The following is a 17,398-nucleotide window of genomic DNA, read 5'->3' on the forward strand; positions in this document are numbered from 1 at the left end:
GCATCAGGACTATGTATGGCTCTCTCATTCAATATTTTCCGTTCAACTTTGCCTTTATGCGCATAAGTATATATAGCAGAGACGAAAGAGGAAGGGAGGGGGATAGCCATGAAAGATCCGAATGCTTCCGTATTCTGTGCGGGCCGGGGTGACCGGGCGCCGGTATTTATTGCAGATGCTGTCATTGATCATCAAATAAAAAAGGTCAATTTGGAGAATTTTATTGGAAAATGGGTGCTGCTGTTTTTTTACCCGAGTGATTTTACATTTGTCTGACCGACAGAATTGGCGGCGGTCGCCGCTGTGAATCCATATTTAAAAGCCTTAAACTGTGAAGTAATGTCCATCAGTACGGACAGTGTATATGCCCATAAAGTATTTAAGGAAACATCTCCCTCATTAAAAAATGTAAATTATCCAATGGTAAGCGATCGAACCCATCAAATAAGCAGAGCTTATAGGGTTTTGGATGAAAAGTCTGGAGCGGCGGTCAGGGCATCTGTTTTTATCGACCCCAATGGCATTATTGCGGCGAAGCTCATTTACCCCGGGGAAGTCGGCAGAAATCTGCATGAACATGTCAGAATCATGCAGGGAATTCAATATGCACAGCAGACAGGGAAAGGTGTGCCGGCTAATTGGCAGCCTGGCCAGACCGGGATTAACATGGATCCGAACTTAATAGGCAAAATCTGAAGGGAGGAGGCGCAAGCTTTCTCTTGATTTTTCTGCAGATCCTCCATATACATAATTACTTTAATAAGCAGCGACGAAAATATATAATAATAAGTAACAAATGAAGTGAAGGGGGAACTTGAGATTGGACTTCTTTTCTATATTGTCTGAAGATCGGATAAAGAAAGCGTATAAGGATGGCGAATTTGATCATTTGCCAGGCTATGGAAAACCGCTTCCGTTCGATGACCTGTCTTCCGTCCCTGAGAATTTGCGCATGGCATACCGCATCATGAAGAATGCCGGATTCACTGATGAAGAAAACCAAATGAAGAAAGAAATGCTGACGATCGAAGATCTTATTAAACAATGTGAGGATCAGGAAGAAAAAAAGGCATTGCAGAAGAAACTGAACGAAAAGATGCTCCGATTTAACAGCATGATGGCGAAACGAAGACAAAACACCAACTCATCCCTTTTCAAGAACTACGGAGAAAAAATTAACAATAAATTATTCTAATGGTTAGATGATCGGAATTGAGGAGAATACATGAACAAAGATGAATATATAGCGGTCCTTGAAAAAAGAGTGGAAGAATATGAGGCAGCCATTGCGGATATGACTGCACCGATTATTCCTTCGATTATTCCCCAGACGATCCTGGTGCCAATTACAGGCCTGCTCATGGCAGAAAGATTCGAAAAAATTACAGCTAAAATCCTGAATCATATTAAAGAACATGACACTGAATTTGCCATCATAGATTTTACAGATATTACGGTCGACCGCATAGAGAAGATGTGCCTTTCCGAACTTGGACAGCAAATCCGCAACCTGACTGATTCCATTAACCTCATGGGAGTAAAGCCTTACTTTGTGGGAATGACCCCGCAGCTGATAAAGGAAATTGTCTTATCCGGCATTCAATTAAATGCTGAAACACATGCTACTTTCCAGGCGGCCTTAAAGCATTTAATGAAAATAAACAGCCTCGTCTTTCAAAAAGTATAAAATTTGCAAACTCCTCTCCTGAAAAGGACAGGGGTTTTTTTCTTTAAACAGGCACATTTTCTTTCCGATTGGGGATTTGTCCATGCGAAAACCTTCTGCGACACATAATCTATAGTATCCATGAGAAGGGAGGTAGACATATGTCGAGAGATTGGAGAAGAAGATTTGAGGTTAATGCAGATGAAGTGGAGATCAGAGCCGATAGAGTTATTGTAAAAGAAGATGATGATCGCCGGGATGATGATGTAAGAGGGGCGGAAGACCGTCGCAGGAAGCACCGCCGGGATGACGATGTAGCTGGAATTGAAGATAGACGCAGAAGAGGATGCGGATGTGGCTGGGGATGCGGCTGGGGTTGCCGGAATAATGTTGGCGGAGCAGAAGATGACCGCAGAAAACACCGCCGTGACAATGTACGCGGTGCAGGTGACTTATGGTACAACAGAGACTTAGCCGGATCTGGCAGAGGCTGCAGATGCCGCCGGGATGACGATGACCGCAGAAGAAGAGGTTTCTGCGGATGCCGCTGGATCTAATATCGATGAAAAAAAGGCAGGGGAAGCACCTCTGCCTTTTATATATGAAAATTTTCCTAAAGAACTGTAAAAATCAACCGAAATTAATAATAGAAGGTATTAGAGATTTTCAGACTACATAGAAGGTGTGGCTTGTATGGATAAGACAACGATAATAGGAGTTATATTAGGGATCATAGCAGTTGGAATAGGGATGGTTTTTAAAGGGGTTTCCCCTTCTGTTCTGATTAATCCGGCCGCTATTTTGATCATTATCCTGGGAACTGCAGCAGCAGTGGCAATTGCATTTCCAACGAATGAAATCAAACGGGTGCCAAAGCTTTTTGGCATTTTATTTAAAGAAGAAAAGCTGATGAACCCTGCTGAGATGATTAAGATGTTTTCGGATTGGGCTCAGCTGGCAAGAAAAGAAGGATTGCTTGCACTTGAAGTCAAAACGAACGAAATCGAAAACCCTTTTTTAAAAAACGGCTTATCTCTGGCTGTTGATGGGCAAAGTGCCGATTATATACGTGATGTATTAAGCGAAGAAATCGAAGCGATGGAAGAAAGACATCAGGCCGGAGCGCAAATTTTCAGCCAGGCAGGTACCTATGCCCCATCTCTTGGAGTATTGGGCGCAGTTATTGGGTTGATCGCAGCACTGGGAAATATGGAGGACACCACCAGCCTGGGACATGCTATCAGTGCGGCATTCGTAGCAACATTACTGGGGATTTTCACGGGTTATGTGTTCTGGCATCCTTTTGCCAATAAGCTAAAGAGAAAATCCAAGCAGGAAGCAAAAATTAAAAGCATGATGATTGAAGGAATTCTTTCTATTTTAGAAGGGGAGGCTCCCCGGGTAATAGAACAAAAGCTTGCTTCCTACCTTCCTGCAGGAGAACGCCGGAAATTCCTTGAAGAAAGCAGCGTGGCGAAGGATGAGTAGGCGGAAAAAGAAGCAGCACCATGAGGAGCATGTAGATGAATCCTGGCTATTGCCATATGCTGATTTATTAACTCTGCTTCTGGCCCTGTTCATTGTCCTTTTCGCAATGAGTTCTGTAGATGCCCAGAAATTTCAAAAGCTGTCAAAGGCATTCAACGATGTCTTTTCAGGCGGGACCGGGGTATTTGAATTCCCAAGCCCAATGCCAGAAGGGCAAATGCAATCCACTGATGCAGTGTCCGAAAAGCCAAGCAAGGATCTCGAGGAGATGGCAGCTCTGGATGAATTGGAAAAAGAAAAGCTGAAGCAGGCTGCCGATCAGGAAGAATTGGCAGAGCTGCAGCAAAGAGTCAATGCCTTTATCGAAAATCAAAACCTGGCAGATAAACTGGAAACCTCTTTAACCACCGAAGGACTGCTTGTGTCAATCAGGGATAATGTCCTGTTCGGCTCAGGGAGTGCAGAAGTCCGTGAACAGGATTTAAATATGGCAGGTGAAATTGCAGAGCTTCTCATCATGGACCCGCCAAGGAACATTATCATCAGCGGCCATACAGACAATGTCCCGATCCGCAACTCAAACTTTGAGTCCAACTGGGAGCTCAGTGTGATGCGCGCTGTCAACTTTATGAAAATCATCCTGAAAAATGGCCAGCTGGACCCTAAATGGTTCAGTGCCAAAGGCTTTGGAGAATTCCAGCCGGTTGCCGGAAATGATACCAGGGAAGGCAGAGCGAAGAACAGACGGGTAGAGATTTTAATATTGCCAAGAACGGGGAATCAGCCATAGGGGCTGGTTTCTTTTTGCTTGAAAATTAAAAAAGCGCTGTGATCCAGCCGCTTTGAATAAAAAAACATTATTCATTTGCTTCATGTTCCGTGCCATCCGGTTTGCACATGCGGTCGACCATTACACCAAACAGAAATACACAGGCAATTGGAATTGAAAAATTCAATACATGAACAATGGTCATCAGCGAACCTCCCCTAAGGTATTAATTACATTATATGCCAATGCTCACAGAAAAGACAATCAATATTCAGAAAATATACATAATTTTAGATTGACAAAAAGAAAAGAGCCGCATACGGGCTCTTATAATGGAAGATCTGCTTCTGAATGAATGGTTTTTGGTTCTGTCTTTTTTCCATGAAGCAGGTAGTAAACAAGCAATCCAAACAATGCTACGCCCGCAAGCATAAAATAAAGTGATGCGAAGCCTGTTTTTACAGCAAGTACTCCAAGCACATAGGATCCTAATCCAATTCCGGTATCAAAGAGTGTGAAAAAGGTCGAGGTAGCAAGCCCGCGTTTAGCAGGATCGGCCTGTTTAATTGCAACCGTTTGAAGACTCGGAACAATGGTGCCATATCCTAATCCGATTATCGCACCTGACAGCAGAAACACAAAGGTGCTGTTTGCCTGGCTGAGCAAAAATAACCCTGCGGCAAAAAGAATAGTGGCCGGATAGATCACTTTATTTTCTCCGTACGCATCAAACCAGCGGCCAGTAAAGGGGCGGGACATTATAATGAATACCGCATATACCACAAAAAAGAAGCTGGCAGCTTCAAGCAAATCAAGCTCTTTCGCATAAACAGAAATAAAGGAAAGAATTCCAGAGTAAGCGAAAGCAAGGATGCCTGCCGAAATCGCCACAGGAACTGCATTTTTTTCAAATAAGCTTGAAAGTGTAAATTTTGGATGCTTCACAGAGCTCTCTGTTTTTTGCGGTATTTTTACAAAAACACCCAGCACTATAGCAATAAATGATAAGACTGTACATAAAGCAAAAATCCATGTGAAGCTTGCGTATTGAACAATCGTCAAACCGGCAAACGGTCCAATGACCATGGCCAGATTCATGAACATCGCATAATAGCCAAGCCCTTCGCCTCTGCGTTCATTCGGCACAATATCAGCAACGATAGCCCCAGTTGCAGTGGTAGCCATACCGAATCCAACTCCGTGCAGAAATCTCAGTGCTAAAAGAGCAGGGGTAGAATCAGCCCAGAAGTAAAGCAGGGAAGATACAGCAAACACAATCAAGGAAGCAAGCAGGATCTTTCGGCGTCCAACCTCGTCAATCCATTTCCCTGTAAAAGGCCGGCTGATCACTGCAGCAATCAGAAAGACCGAAATAATCAGCCCCACCTGTGTTTCGTCCCCTTTTAAATCATCCAAAATATAAAGAGGAAGCGTAGTCAGCAAAACATAAAACCCCATAAATAAGAAAAAACTTGTAATAGAAATGCTCAAAAAATCCTTCGTCCATAATGGCTGTTTCTTCATGTTGTCCTCCTAACAATGAAGTACCAGGTACCTATACCAATTTGGTGAACTGGTCTAGGTGCCTGGTACCATATTTTCTCTCATTTTTGCCATAAGTCTGATCATCGTGCTGATTTCTTCTTCCGTAATATTCTGCAAAACATTGCTTTCACTTGATCGCACGGCTGCAAGCCAATTGTCGTACTCCTGGATGGCTGCATCAGTCAGTGAAATCAATTTTTCACGTTTGTCCTTTCCTGCCGTTCTGGTGATCCAGCCCGATTTCTCAAGACGGGCCAATGTCCTGGTCATGGTTGGAGCCTCAACTCCCAGATAAGAAGAAATCTCTTTTTGAGTGCTCGGGCCTCCAACTTTCAGACGGTAAATAATTGTCCATTGAGCTGCATATAAACCAAGGGGCACCAAACTTTCATTAAGTACTTTGGAAAAATGGCGGGTAAATTGGTTAATGGAATGAAAAAATTCACTTTGATTAGGGTGCATTGTATTCACCTGCTTAAAATAGTTACCTAGCTAACTATACATGAAATCTATGAAAATGTCTACCTCACTTATTCTTTATGCTAACTAAGTGTTTAACTGGCAAATAAAAGGGAATGGAGTTATAAGGGCAACTGTGCATAACAATAAGGGGGAAATTTTTTTGGATACGTTATTAGAATTCGTAGGAGATATTTCAGGATGGCTGTGGGGATATCCCATCATCCTATTATTAGCCGGAACAGGGCTGTATTTAACCTTTTTGCTTGGTTTCTTCCAGTTCCGTTATCCGGTATATATTTTTAAGCAAACATTCGGAAGTGTTTTTAAAAAGCCGAAGGGAAAAGGAACCGTTACACCATTGCAGGCACTCACATCTGCACTGGCTTCAACCATTGGTGCCGCGAACATTGTAGGTGTACCGGCAGCCATCATGTTTGGAGGTCCGGGTGCTGTCTTCTGGATGTGGGTCATTGCCCTCATTGGAATGGCCATCAAGTTCTCGGAAAGTGTTTTGGCCATTAAGTACAGAGAGAAAAATGAAGATGGAGAATATGTGGGCGGCCCTATGTATTACATGACAAAAGGGCTGAACATGAAGTGGCTTGGAGTGATCTTTGCCTTCGCACTGATGATTGAACTGATCCCAAGCATCATGGTACAGGGAAATGCAGTAGCCGCTGCTGTTGGCGAGACATTTAAAATTGATGGCTTGTATACCGGAATTGCTGTAGCAGTACTTGTTTCTTTAGTTGTTTTTGGAGGGATTCAGAGAATCGGCAAAGTCACCGAAATCTTTGTTCCGTTTATGGCGCTCATCTATGTAGGCGCGGCGTTAGTAGTCTTATTTATGAATCTGGGCAAACTTCCTGAAGTGTTGGAATTAATCTTCACTTATGCGTTTCAGCCAATGTCTGCAATGGGCGGATTTGCCGGAGCGGCAATTGGCGAAATCATTCGCTGGGGATTTGCACGAGGATTATATTCCAATGAGGCAGGACTCGGGACGGCACCGATCGCCCATGCAGCAGCCACAACCGATCACCCGGTGCGACAGGGCTTCTGGGCGATTGTCGGTATCGTTGTTGATACGCTGATTGTTTGTACTGCAACTGCATTTGTTGTCCTATCCTCCGGGGTGTGGACAAGGGAAGGGGCAATGAAAGATCCTTCAGCCCTGACAGCAGCGGCATTTACGGAATACTTTGGGTCATTTGGAGGTATTCTTGTAGCTGTATCACTGGTATTCTTTGTCATTTCAACGATCATTGTCGTAGTCTTTTATGGAGCCAAAATGGCAGAATTCCTTTTTGGCTCTTTTGCTGGAAAAGCCATTAAAGTGGTTTACATTGCAGCCATTGTTCTTGGTTCAGTGGGAGCAGCTAAAACGATCTGGCAGTTCCTTGACCTGGCTCTTGCCATGATTTTGATACCAAACATCGTGGCTGTTCTGCTTCTAAGCAAAGAGGTTAAACAGCTGAAAAACGAGTTTTTCACTTCGGAAAAGTATTATTTAAAGGATATTAAAAAAGACGATAATGCTGCGTAAAAAGTGGTCTCCCGTAAGGCGGGAGGCTTTTTTATTAACTTGGCAAATTTTTTGAAAAATAACACTTGTATTACAAATGGACATAAGTCTATAATATAGACAAAAGTTTAATAAGGCAGGGCTGATCAATTATGAATGATAAAGAAATATTGATTTTGCAGCTGATTAAAGAAGATCCATTTATTGCCCAAAACGAGCTGGCTGAAAAAACGGGACTCTCCAGGTCTGCGGTAGCCGGCTATATCTCTTCACTGACCAAGCAGGGGAAAATTCTTGGCAGAGCTTATGTCCTGCCTCAAAAGAAAGAAGTGCTTTGCGTGGGAGGGGCCAATGTGGACAGAAAAATCCAGACAACTGGCCAGCTCCAATACGGAACTTCGAACCCTGCAGAGAGCTCCCAATCCTGCGGCGGAGTGGCCCGCAACATTGCTGAAAACCTTGGCAGGCTGGGCTGTGATGTGGGTTTGATGACAGTAGTGGGAGATGATCCGGAAGGCGAATGGCTTCTTGAATATACGAAAGCTTTTGCGGATGTCACTCCTTCACAGTCGCTGGCAGGAACCACTACCGGTACCTATACAGCTGTGCTTGATAATGAAGGAGAAATGGCTGTAGCACTAGCTGATATGTCCATTTATGAAAGCGTTAGCAGAGAATTTGTTGAGAAAAAGTGGGGTTACCTGGCATCTTCGGAAATGGTGATTCTGGATACAAACTTCCCGCCCAAGGTTTTAGAACAGATTATTACAAGGTGTTACGAAGAGAACATTCCGCTTTGCATCACTCCTGTTTCTGCACCAAAAATAAAAAATCTGCCGGAAGATTTGAAGGGTGTTACCTGGCTGATTGCCAACAAGAATGAGGCAGAAGCACTTACAGGGATGGAGATCAGCAATGAAGGAGACTTCTTCAAGGCAGCACAGGAAATTATGAAAAAAGGCGTTGGAAAAGTCGTCATCAGCCGGGGAGATAAAGGGCTGATCTACTTTACAAGCACAGGGGAAGCAGGTGTGCAGCTTCCTCCGAAAGTAAAAATTGCTGATGTCACTGGGGCAGGCGACTCCCTTGTATCGGGAATTATATTTGCCCATTTAAAGGGCTTGGGCACAGAGGATGCGTGCAAAATCGGGATGTCCTGCTCCATGCTGGCTCTGCAGTCCCTAGAAACCGTTAATCCGAATTTAAACAACACACGCTTGCAGGAAACATTCAAACAATATTTCGACTAAGGAGAAGTGACATCATGTTAGAAAAATGGCTTGAGTACTCAGAAGAAGTGTTAGAGGCAAAGAAAGCAAATAAACCGGTTGTTGCCCTTGAATCCACAATTATTTCACATGGAATGCCGTATCCCCAAAACGTTCAGACAGCAAAAGAGGTAGAAGAAATTATCCGCAAAAACGGTGCGGTTCCAGCAACCATTGCCATTTTAAACGGGAAAATTAAAATTGGTCTGTCTGATGAGGAGCTGGAGTTCCTGGCCCAAAGCAAGGACGTGGAGAAAGCAAGCCGCCGCGATCTGCCATATCTGGTGGCTAAGAAGAAAAATGGTGCAACAACTGTAGCGGCCACCATGATCTGTGCAGAGCTTGCCGGTATTGAAGTCTTTGTTACAGGCGGAATAGGCGGAGTTCACCGCGAAGCTGAAATCACAATGGACATCTCGGCTGACCTTCAGGAGCTTGCGCAAACTAATGTGGCCGTTATCTGTGCAGGTGCGAAATCCATCCTGGATATCGGTTTGACACTTGAATACCTAGAAACCCACGGCGTTCCGGTCGTTGGCTTTGAAACAGATGAATTGCCTGCATTCTACACTCGCACAAGTCCGTTCAGCGTGAACTACCGGGTCGACAATGCAGAAGAAGCAGCCGAAATGATCCGCACAAAGTGGGAACTGGGCCTAAAAGGCGGCGTTGTGATTGCCAACCCAATCCCTGAAAAAGATGCACTGGAAGAAGTGTTTATCACAAATGTTATTGAAACTGCTCTTAAAGAAGCAAAAGAAAACAACATCGCCGGCAAAAAAGTAACACCATTCCTTCTTGGAAAAGTGAAGGAATTAACAGAAGGAAGAAGCTTGACGGCGAACATTGCATTGGTGAAGCATAATGCCGAAGTGGGTTCTAAGATTGCTGTTAGTTTGAATAAGTAAGGGGAAAAGCCAGACTTAAGAGTCTGGCTTTTTATATTGATAGAATGATAGCTGTGATGATGATGGCTAAATAGAATAGTAATCTTAAGAAATTGATCATCAGGATCTGTCCCTTCTGGAAACCCATATATTAGATGATATGTACAGGTTCTTGGATGGGGGAAGGGTGTTTGTCTATATACAGTAAAAAGGGCACTTTCCTGGTGGATGTGCCTCTTAATTTTGTATTCTTTTGGCATTCAGGATATACCGGGAAGGGGCATTTCCCACATAAGAGAAGGGATAGCAGGTGGAAACAGTGAGAATTTCGTTAGGAGCGGTGGATCGGATCACAGTGGTATCGTCTGCATCAACAATCTTGGAATCGGTAATTTCATATGTAAACTCACCATATGGCATGCTGACTTCAAAAATATCCCCGATTTCAAGTTCGCCGAGGCTGCGAAATACTGTATCCCGATGCCCAGATAATAAAATCTGATCGGGCTGCCCTGGAAATACAGTTGTGGAGTAATGGCCAACTCCTTTTTCCAGATCATCCTCATCTGTTCCTTCTATAATGGGAAGTTCAGCTTTCAAGCGGGGAATTTTTAAGATGCCAATGGCTTCACCCTGCTCAAAGGAAACATCAATAGGTTGTTCTGATTGGAGAACACTTTTGCTTTCTTTGTTTACTTCATTCTGAACTCTTTCTTGTGCGAGGGCTAAAGAATCCTTTGTTTTCTTCTCTTGAGCGTACATTTCCTGCAGCGAGAAAAGAACCAATCCGCCTCCGATTAAGATAAGGAAGGAGGCAGCTACAATCAGCAAATGGCCTTTGACCTTCAACTAAACTTTACCCCCATTCATCTTCTTAAATTTAATAAACTCCAGATAATAGGAAAAATCCTCTTTTGTGATTCCCTGTAGGATTGCTTCTTTGACAAGGGACACCCATTCCTCATCCAGCTTAGACAAATCGGTAATTTCATCTTTGTTTTCTTCCAGCAGATCCTCAAGATTTGCATCCAGTGTCCTGGCGATTCGTGATAAAACCTGCAATGAAGGGTTCTCCTGTATGCCTCTCTCAATGTAGCTCAAATACGATTTCGATACCTCGGCTTTTTCAGAAAGCTCATTAATCGAGTATCCCTTCTTGATTCTTAAGCATTTAATCCGGCCACCTATCATAGGCATAATACTCCCTTATCATAAAATGTAAAGATGTTTTCATTATAACGAACAAAATGTTCAATAAAAAATACAAAATAATGAGAATTCTCGAGATATTCTTAGTAAAAGAACGAAAATCGTTCCTTAAAACGAAAAAACGGCTGAATTTGGAATTTTTCAAAAACAGTTAGTTAGTCCTAGACTATTCATCAAGGAACTAAATAAATGGCATTACAAAGCTTAATCCGGAATAAATATACTAATTAGTAAGGAAGGTGGACGTAATGTATCAAAAGGTGTGTGAACACTGTAAAAAAACTTCTTTTAGCAGCAGTGAAATTGGAGAATGGCTTTGTCCTGTTTGTGGTTCAGATTTAACTGATAATCCATTTTTTGATGCAATGACAAGGGAAAGAATCTTTGTTTCTTATAACTCTAAGACTTTTGTTCCACGTAGTTCCGTAAAACAGGTTAATAGAAATTATAGAAAAAGGATTGGTCTTTCTTATTATTCTAAAATTAGATCGACTCATTAGACTAATTTTTTAACCGATTTATAATTAATTCTTGTTAAAATCAGCAACTAAATGTCGAAACATAAATTAATTTAATATTAAAATAATTTTTAATATTGACAAGAAGAGACATAATTATCAATATGGGCATAGTAGAATACACCTATAGGAAAATAATAGTAAAGACACAGAAAAGGGCAAACTCATTGAAAAATGAGGACGCAAAGTCACAGATCTAAGGTATTGAGAAATACTAGGATGGCTGGATTGCCTGGAATACGCATCGTATTTTGGGGGGAAAAGAGTGATTAACACTAAGGTACAAACTGAGCAATTAGATCAGGATTGGGTCCAGCTTATTATTGAGGCAAAGAACTTGGGCATTGAGAAAGAAGAACTCAAAAGGTTCTTTCTAGAGAACTCGGCAAAAGAGCAATTGGTGAGAAGTTAATAAAATGTTAATTGTCTAAGTATTTCTTAAAAGGAGAAATTGATCCTTTAAGAAATGCTTTTTATTTTCGTAGTTGTTTTATATAATGAACAAAATGTTCTAAATAAATTACAAAAAAGTAAGAAAACTAGAGATAAATAAAGAAAATATGAGAAAAACGTTCTTTAAAACGAAAAACTGGCTATATTTGAGGTTTTCCAATTTTAAAACCATGGAATATACTCAAGTTATAAGTTCTTTAAAACGAACAAAAAAAGAACGAAATAAAAGATTAGGCAAAATAGGAGGGACTCCATGAGTTATTACTTGAGTCGCAAAAACAAATCACGAAAAATGCGGTTTAAGAAAAATAAAAAGTTAAAGCTTGTGGCTAACTTATGGGTTTGTTACTTCTTACTAATAGGTTTTAGCTATTTAGTATCTGATACATATTCAGCTTTTAATGACACTGAAAGTTTTTCCGAAACAATTGGTGCAGCGAAAGATTTTTGCGAAGGTGATGATGAATACACAAAAAAATATTGCAAAGACAATGCTGGTATAGGAAACGGAAAAGATCCAGCTGATGGTGAAGATTCTGGAGAAAAATGTGATCCGGATAACCCAGCACACGGGAAAGATTGTCCAGAAGGCAATGACCAAAATCAAGGTCAGGGTCCTGGTAATAATAATGGTGGAGGCCAGGACAACGGAAATGGAGAAGGCCAGGACAAAGGCAACGGAAATGACGGAGGCCAGGGCAACGAAAATGGCGGAGGCCAGGGCAACGAAAATGGCGGAGGCCAGGGCAACGAAAATGGCGGAGGTCAGGACAATGGAAATGGCAAAGGTCAAGGCAATGGAAATAACGGAGGCCAAGGCAACGGGAATGACAAAGACCCAGACCAAGAACAAGGCAAGGATAACAGTGCTGGAAATACTAGCAATATAAGTGGTCAAAATTCAGAAACTGAAACTAATCCTATCCAAGAAACAGATAGTGCAAATACAATCTCGTCGGTTGAAGAACAATGATGAAATAAAAAAAATAACAAAAAATTTGTAAATTCTGAGGTGAACAAATTGAAACTAGTTATGAGGATCTTAAGTAACACCTTAACTCTCCTTTTGTTCTTATTGCTGTTAACGATGATTTTTATTGTCATCTCTTCTAAAGCTTCAGGAGGGGAGCCGGAGATATTCGGCAACCAGTTAAAAACAGTGTTATCTGGTTCAATGGAACCAACATTTAAAACAGGCTCAATCATAGCTGTCAAAGCGGTTGAAGATCCAACCACGATAAAAAAAGATGATGTCATCACATATGTCCAAGAAGATGGAAGCTTTGTTACACACAGAGTAATAGAAGTAATAAAAAATGGAGAAAATACCATGTTCCAAACCAAAGGTGATAATAACGAAGACTTGGATAGCCAGCCAGTGTTGGCTCAAAACGTATCAGCTGTTTACACGGGTATAACCATTCCTTATCTAGGATATTTAATAGATTTTGCAAAATCTAGCAAGGGAACAGCAATGCTACTAATCATCCCAGGAATTCTATTACTTGCTTACTCTGGACTGACGATTTACCAGGCAATAAGAGAAATTGAAAAGAATAGTAAGCCTCAAACTGATCAAAAGACTGCATAAATTGGTTGATTCTCTTATGGTAACGTAAGAGTCAATATAAAAAACTACATACCTCAAAAGCGGGGGAGAAATCAAGGAGGAAAAGAAATGTCTATTAAAAAGAAATTAGGTTTAGGTGTAGCATCTGCAGTACTTGGAGTGTCATTGGTAGGTGGAGGGACTTGGGCTGCGTTTAATGATACTGCGACTATTAATAACCATTTTGCATCCGGTACTTTAGATTTGGAAGTAGGAAAAAATCACCCAAGTCACCAAATGAATTTTGACCTATCCAACATGAAACCAGGAGATAGTGTACAAAGAATATTTAAATTAAATAATGCAGGTTCAATTGCAATTAAAGAAGTTTTATTGGATGTTACGGCCAAAAATTTCGTTGATGACTTGGTAGCAGAGAATGGGGGACAAAATTCAAAGAGCGCTTTCTTATCTCAATTTGTAATAAATTTCGCTTCTGTTGATGGTGAATCAGCTAGCTGGGAACCTAGAAATAACGTATTCACAAGTGAAGTAACATTGGCTGAATTAGTAGATGGATCTTTTGTTTCTAAGGTGAATCCAACTTATCTTGGAACTGATGGTACACGTATTAATTTAGCTCCTTTAACGGCAGCTGATAGTCAGTATCGTGGTATACCTGTAAATCCAACTGATAGTGATGCTGTATTTATTGAAATTGAATACAAAAATGACCTTACTAAAACTGATGGTAAGAACTATGACCAAAATAAATACCAAGGTGATAAAGTTGACTTCTTCTTTAACCTAGAAGCTACTCAATGGGCTGGTGTAGAAGTTGATACTAACGATCCAAATGGTTCTGTAAATAATGGAATCCAAGGTTCTGCTGATGATACAACTACTCCTACAACTCAACCTTCTAATCCATCAGTTGGAACACCTGCACCAGTGTATAATGGTAATGAAGTAGTTGATAACTAATATTGGTTAATAGAAAAGGCGGGCTCTTTCCCGCCTTTTCTATAATTTAATAATGTAATCACATATAATAAGGGGTTATATATGAGAAAGAGAAAATTTTGGAGTTTATATGTATTTTTAATGTTAATTTTTTTATTATTTTCCCCATTAAGTACTTCAGCACATATAGACTCTAAGTTTAGTATAGATACTCACCAGGCTGATAGATACTTATTCAATCTCACTAATATGAAACCAGGTGACTGGGTAACTAGAAATCTAGCCATTCAAAATCGAGGGAACAGCAATTTTACCTATAATACCAGAGTTGAATTTACAAATGGATCAGAAAAACTATACAATGAATTTCAATTAAAAATTTGGGATTCTAACGGTCTAATATTTAATGAAAAATTGCATAAATTCCAGGGGCTAAATCCAAGAAATCTTCCAGCTGGAAAACAAGAAGACCTGAAATTTGAGGTTAAGTTTCCATATGAACTTGGGAATGAATATCAGAACTTAAGTTTTGACTTTGAGTTGAGATTCATTATTGAGGGTAGAAATCCAGACCCAGATCCAGACCCAGATCCAGACCCAGATCCAGATCCAGATCCAGATCCAGAAAATCCTGCCGAACCTTCTGATCCGGTTACAGAGCCTGAAGAGCCATCTAACCCAGGAAACCCAGATCCAAGTGATCCTGCTGATGATGGTGGTGACCCAATCCTGCCACAGCGTCCTATACCGGCAGAGGAATTAGATAATCCTCCAGTAGATGGTCAAATTCTGCCTTCAACAGCTACAAATTTGTATAACAATTTGTTGTTAGGGATATTGTTAGTCATAAGCGGTGGAGGTTTGTTTATTCGTCAAAAAAGGAAGAGAAAAGTAAAACATGATTAGTTAAGGCCTTGATGGGGGATTGGAGACCAACAAGGTCTGCTTTTATTTAAAAATAGAGGAGGGGAAAGAGATGAAGTGGATATTTGCATACCTTGCATTTTTGAACTTTCTAGATGGCTTTATTACTTATATTGGAATACAGTATGGTCACATTAAAGAAGGGAACCCATTAATGGAGCTCGTTTATAATGCTAATCCTGTATTTTTTCTTGTTCTAAAGTTAGTTTTATCTTGTTTTCTTGTTGCTTTAATTTCTGTAAAGAGTGTTTCTTTTAGGAGGCCTATCCCTGAGCTTTCTTTCATTGCGTCTGTTTTATATACAGCCGTAATGGTATTACATCTAAATTGGATAATATAAACCGAATAAAAAACCTGTCCAATTTGACAGGTTATACATTAGTCCTTCTTCTGTTCAACTCTCCACTTATTAAAATCCAAAAACTCCCGAAATTGCTCCTTCGAAACACCAGACTCCATCGCTTCCTTCACAATTTTCATCCATTCTGAATCAAGATCTTCCTTGTTGATTTGCTCATGAATTAAATGATCCACGGGGACATTCAGAACACCAGCAATTTTTTCAAGGAATTGAATCGATGGGTTGGTTTGCAGATTGCGCTCAAGTGAGCTTAAATATGATTTTGCCACACCAGCCTGGTCCGCAAGCTCGGATAAGGACATTTTCTTTTCCTGGCGAAGTTTTTTTACACGATCCCCGATCATGGTATACCACACACCTTATTTTGTATGTAATAGGATTATATCATATATTTAGTTCCATATTAAGAACGATTTGTTCAATATTATTATCATCATACCACAGTGTCAACCGATTTAAATAGTTAGTTATCTAAGTTTTATAAAAATATATCTTTTGTCGCTCGCAAAAAGTAATGCTCCGCGTCAGAGGACGGGAGCATTTTGCTTTTCAATAATGTCAATAATTTGCTGTGCAGCTGCTTCCACATCATCTGCATTCACATGGTGGAATTGGCCTTCATAATCATGCTGCTTAAAGGCATAGCGTGGATCGTAATAATGTTCTAATAAAAGCTTGATAAATAGCTCGTAGTTTCCTGCTTCAGCTGATTCATCCAGCTGCTCGCGGATTTCAGTATCTTTCAGACGTTTTTTAATAAACACAAGGCTTTCATCCACTTTCGGCTTGAACCATTCTTCATTTTTATAAAGCTCAACATAGTCACGAATGATGCGCTGGACACGGGATTCCATGCTGGCGAACATATCAATGTGAATTCCGGTTTTTTTGGTATCAAGCAGCTCGTCCGGCTGAACAATCTTGCCTATTCGTTTGCTTTCAGCTTCCATAATAACATAAGGGGAACCTTTAATCTTAGAAAGGGCTTGATACAATAGAGCATCAAACGTTTTCTGTGTGCTGCCGTTTCCCATGCCAAAGGAACCGAAGATTGATCCGCGATGCCCGGCCATTTCTTCAAGGTCAATAACAGGATATCCTTTTTCGCTTAACACCTTCAGCACATCCGTTTTCCCTACGCCGGTCATTCCGTGCAGAACAACTGCTTTTTCAGGAATCAAGTCTGCTGTGTTTTCAAGTATATATTGACGGTACGCTCGATAGCCCCCAATTAAACGGGGGATTGAAACGCCCGCATATGTGATAAATGTAGTAACGGCCTTGCTGCGCATTCCGCCGCGCCAGCAGTAAATGACAGGCTGTAAGCCATCATTTTTAAGTTCTCTGATTTTCTGCATCATGGACGGAATTTTAGGTGAAACGATTTCCATCGCTCTCCACTTAGCCGCATCAGATCCTTCTTTCTTATATAGTGTTCCGATTTCTACACGTTCTTCATTAGTGAAAAGCGGCACATTGACAGCACCGGGAATGCTGCACTCCTCAAATTCAATTGGAGACCTGACATCGACCGGAACTGCGTTGTCCATTTGGATATATTGTTCGACTGCTATTTCTCTCATTTTAATGCCTCCAAAAAATAAAGTGAAACTTCAATCAGTGGGGGTTTTTTCCGCTGATTGTTAGTTGAACTAATCGGGCCTTACGGGCAGTTTGGGCCACGTTAATTCAACTTTGAATTTTACTGCAGTTTTAAGTGGGGATCTTACTGCCCGTTAGACTGCGATAATGCTATATATCGCCCTAAAAGGAACGTTAATTGATTTTACTCTCTCTATTATACAGGATTT

22 protein-coding genes and 1 riboswitch are annotated in these 17,398 nt (G+C 41.0%); of the genes, 16 read left to right on the forward strand and 6 right to left on the reverse strand.

Annotated elements, in window-relative coordinates; all coding sequences use genetic code 11:
• Nucleotides 1-108 precede the first annotated feature (108 nt).
• From JI665_RS18095 to motB, 6 genes are all read left to right on the forward strand, one after another.
• Complete coding sequence (locus JI665_RS18095; protein WP_244671246.1) at nucleotides 109-696, forward strand: peroxiredoxin; 588 nt, start codon at nucleotides 109-111, stop codon at nucleotides 694-696.
• A gap of 124 nt (nucleotides 697-820) precedes the next feature.
• A complete protein-coding gene (locus JI665_RS18100; RefSeq protein WP_206842238.1) occupies nucleotides 821-1,195 on the forward strand; it encodes a DnaJ family domain-containing protein in 375 nt (124 codons plus the stop codon).
• A gap of 30 nt (nucleotides 1,196-1,225) precedes the next feature.
• Nucleotides 1,226-1,687, forward strand: coding sequence for an STAS domain-containing protein (locus tag JI665_RS18105; RefSeq protein ID WP_206842240.1), 462 nt, complete (start codon nucleotides 1,226-1,228; stop codon nucleotides 1,685-1,687).
• 140 nt (nucleotides 1,688-1,827) lie between these two features.
• Nucleotides 1,828-2,223, forward strand: coding sequence for a hypothetical protein (locus JI665_RS18110; protein ID WP_206842243.1), 396 nt, complete (start codon nucleotides 1,828-1,830; stop codon nucleotides 2,221-2,223).
• A 136-nt stretch (nucleotides 2,224-2,359) separates the two neighbouring features.
• The gene (motA, locus tag JI665_RS18115) at nucleotides 2,360-3,154 is read left to right on the forward strand and encodes a flagellar motor stator protein MotA (RefSeq protein WP_206842245.1); all 795 of its coding nucleotides are present in this window, start codon (nucleotides 2,360-2,362) and stop codon (nucleotides 3,152-3,154) included.
• Nucleotides 3,147-3,944 carry a flagellar motor protein MotB gene (motB, locus tag JI665_RS18120; protein ID WP_206842266.1) on the forward strand — a complete coding sequence of 266 codons (798 nt, stop codon included), beginning with the start codon at nucleotides 3,147-3,149 and terminating at the stop codon, nucleotides 3,942-3,944. The genes motA and motB overlap by 8 nt, the downstream gene beginning before the upstream one ends.
• A gap of 306 nt (nucleotides 3,945-4,250) precedes the next feature.
• Here the strand turns inward: motB and JI665_RS18125 are convergent, their stop codons facing one another.
• Together JI665_RS18125 and JI665_RS18130 are read right to left on the reverse strand one after the other, a co-directional pair.
• Nucleotides 4,251-5,447, reverse strand: a complete 1,197-nt coding sequence (locus JI665_RS18125; RefSeq protein WP_206842269.1) for an MFS transporter — start codon at nucleotides 5,445-5,447, stop codon at nucleotides 4,251-4,253.
• Between the two features lie 54 nt (nucleotides 5,448-5,501).
• Nucleotides 5,502-5,930 (reverse strand): MarR family winged helix-turn-helix transcriptional regulator, encoded by a 429-nt coding sequence (locus JI665_RS18130; protein WP_206842282.1) that lies wholly within the window; start codon nucleotides 5,928-5,930, stop codon nucleotides 5,502-5,504.
• 160 nt (nucleotides 5,931-6,090) lie between these two features.
• Between JI665_RS18130 and JI665_RS18135 the strand changes: the two genes are divergently transcribed.
• From JI665_RS18135 to JI665_RS18145, 3 genes are all read left to right on the forward strand, one after another.
• Nucleotides 6,091-7,476 (forward strand): alanine/glycine:cation symporter family protein, encoded by a 1,386-nt coding sequence (locus JI665_RS18135; RefSeq protein ID WP_206842284.1) that lies wholly within the window; start codon nucleotides 6,091-6,093, stop codon nucleotides 7,474-7,476.
• A gap of 131 nt (nucleotides 7,477-7,607) precedes the next feature.
• Entirely contained in the window at nucleotides 7,608-8,705 is a 1,098-nt protein-coding gene (locus JI665_RS18140; RefSeq protein ID WP_206842287.1) for a carbohydrate kinase, read from the forward strand.
• Nucleotides 8,706-8,719: 14 nt separating this feature from the next.
• On the forward strand, nucleotides 8,720-9,631 hold the full coding sequence (locus JI665_RS18145; protein ID WP_206842300.1) for a pseudouridine-5'-phosphate glycosidase: 912 nt from the start codon (nucleotides 8,720-8,722) through the stop codon (nucleotides 9,629-9,631).
• A gap of 216 nt (nucleotides 9,632-9,847) precedes the next feature.
• On the opposite strand, the gene JI665_RS18150 is transcribed toward JI665_RS18145, so the two are convergent.
• Together JI665_RS18150 and JI665_RS18155 are read right to left on the reverse strand one after the other, a co-directional pair.
• Complete coding sequence (locus tag JI665_RS18150; protein WP_206842304.1) at nucleotides 9,848-10,459, reverse strand: class D sortase; 612 nt, start codon at nucleotides 10,457-10,459, stop codon at nucleotides 9,848-9,850.
• Nucleotides 10,460-10,801 carry a helix-turn-helix domain-containing protein gene (locus JI665_RS18155; RefSeq protein ID WP_206842655.1) on the reverse strand — a complete coding sequence of 114 codons (342 nt, stop codon included), beginning with the start codon at nucleotides 10,799-10,801 and terminating at the stop codon, nucleotides 10,460-10,462.
• A gap of 266 nt (nucleotides 10,802-11,067) precedes the next feature.
• Here JI665_RS18155 and JI665_RS18160 point away from each other — a divergent pair, with 266 nt between their 5' ends.
• The 7 genes from JI665_RS18160 (at nucleotide 11,068) to JI665_RS18190 (ending at nucleotide 15,566) form a co-directional block, all read left to right on the forward strand.
• The gene (locus JI665_RS18160) at nucleotides 11,068-11,319 is read left to right on the forward strand and encodes a hypothetical protein (protein WP_206842306.1); all 252 of its coding nucleotides are present in this window, start codon (nucleotides 11,068-11,070) and stop codon (nucleotides 11,317-11,319) included.
• A gap of 165 nt (nucleotides 11,320-11,484) precedes the next feature.
• Nucleotides 11,485-11,573: riboswitch (cyclic di-GMP riboswitch) on the forward strand.
• Between the two features lie 29 nt (nucleotides 11,574-11,602).
• The gene (locus JI665_RS18165) at nucleotides 11,603-11,749 is read left to right on the forward strand and encodes an anti-repressor SinI family protein (protein WP_206842309.1); all 147 of its coding nucleotides are present in this window, start codon (nucleotides 11,603-11,605) and stop codon (nucleotides 11,747-11,749) included.
• A gap of 294 nt (nucleotides 11,750-12,043) precedes the next feature.
• Nucleotides 12,044-12,763, forward strand: coding sequence for a hypothetical protein (locus JI665_RS18170; RefSeq protein WP_206842313.1), 720 nt, complete (start codon nucleotides 12,044-12,046; stop codon nucleotides 12,761-12,763).
• A 48-nt stretch (nucleotides 12,764-12,811) separates the two neighbouring features.
• The gene (gene sipW, locus JI665_RS18175) at nucleotides 12,812-13,381 is read left to right on the forward strand and encodes a signal peptidase I SipW (RefSeq protein WP_206842319.1); all 570 of its coding nucleotides are present in this window, start codon (nucleotides 12,812-12,814) and stop codon (nucleotides 13,379-13,381) included.
• A gap of 87 nt (nucleotides 13,382-13,468) precedes the next feature.
• Nucleotides 13,469-14,323, forward strand: coding sequence for a TasA family protein (locus tag JI665_RS18180; protein WP_206842323.1), 855 nt, complete (start codon nucleotides 13,469-13,471; stop codon nucleotides 14,321-14,323).
• An 81-nt stretch (nucleotides 14,324-14,404) separates the two neighbouring features.
• The gene (locus JI665_RS18185; protein WP_206842333.1) at nucleotides 14,405-15,208 is read left to right on the forward strand and encodes an LPXTG cell wall anchor domain-containing protein; all 804 of its coding nucleotides are present in this window, start codon (nucleotides 14,405-14,407) and stop codon (nucleotides 15,206-15,208) included.
• Between the two features lie 70 nt (nucleotides 15,209-15,278).
• On the forward strand, nucleotides 15,279-15,566 hold the full coding sequence (locus JI665_RS18190; protein WP_206842336.1) for a DUF5658 family protein: 288 nt from the start codon (nucleotides 15,279-15,281) through the stop codon (nucleotides 15,564-15,566).
• Between the two features lie 38 nt (nucleotides 15,567-15,604).
• Here JI665_RS18190 and JI665_RS18195 read toward each other — a convergent pair whose 3' ends face one another.
• On the reverse strand, nucleotides 15,605-15,931 hold the full coding sequence (locus JI665_RS18195; protein WP_159346328.1) for a helix-turn-helix domain-containing protein: 327 nt from the start codon (nucleotides 15,929-15,931) through the stop codon (nucleotides 15,605-15,607).
• A gap of 180 nt (nucleotides 15,932-16,111) precedes the next feature.
• Nucleotides 16,112-17,170: a tRNA 2-selenouridine(34) synthase MnmH gene (gene mnmH / locus JI665_RS18200; protein WP_206842350.1), complete on the reverse strand. Its 1,059-nt coding sequence runs from the start codon at nucleotides 17,168-17,170 to the stop codon at nucleotides 16,112-16,114.
• Between the last annotated feature and the right edge of the window lie 228 nt (nucleotides 17,171-17,398).

Source organism: Bacillus sp. NTK034 (genome assembly GCF_017303275.1).
Classification (GTDB): Bacteria; Bacillota; Bacilli; order Bacillales; family Cytobacillaceae; genus Cytobacillus.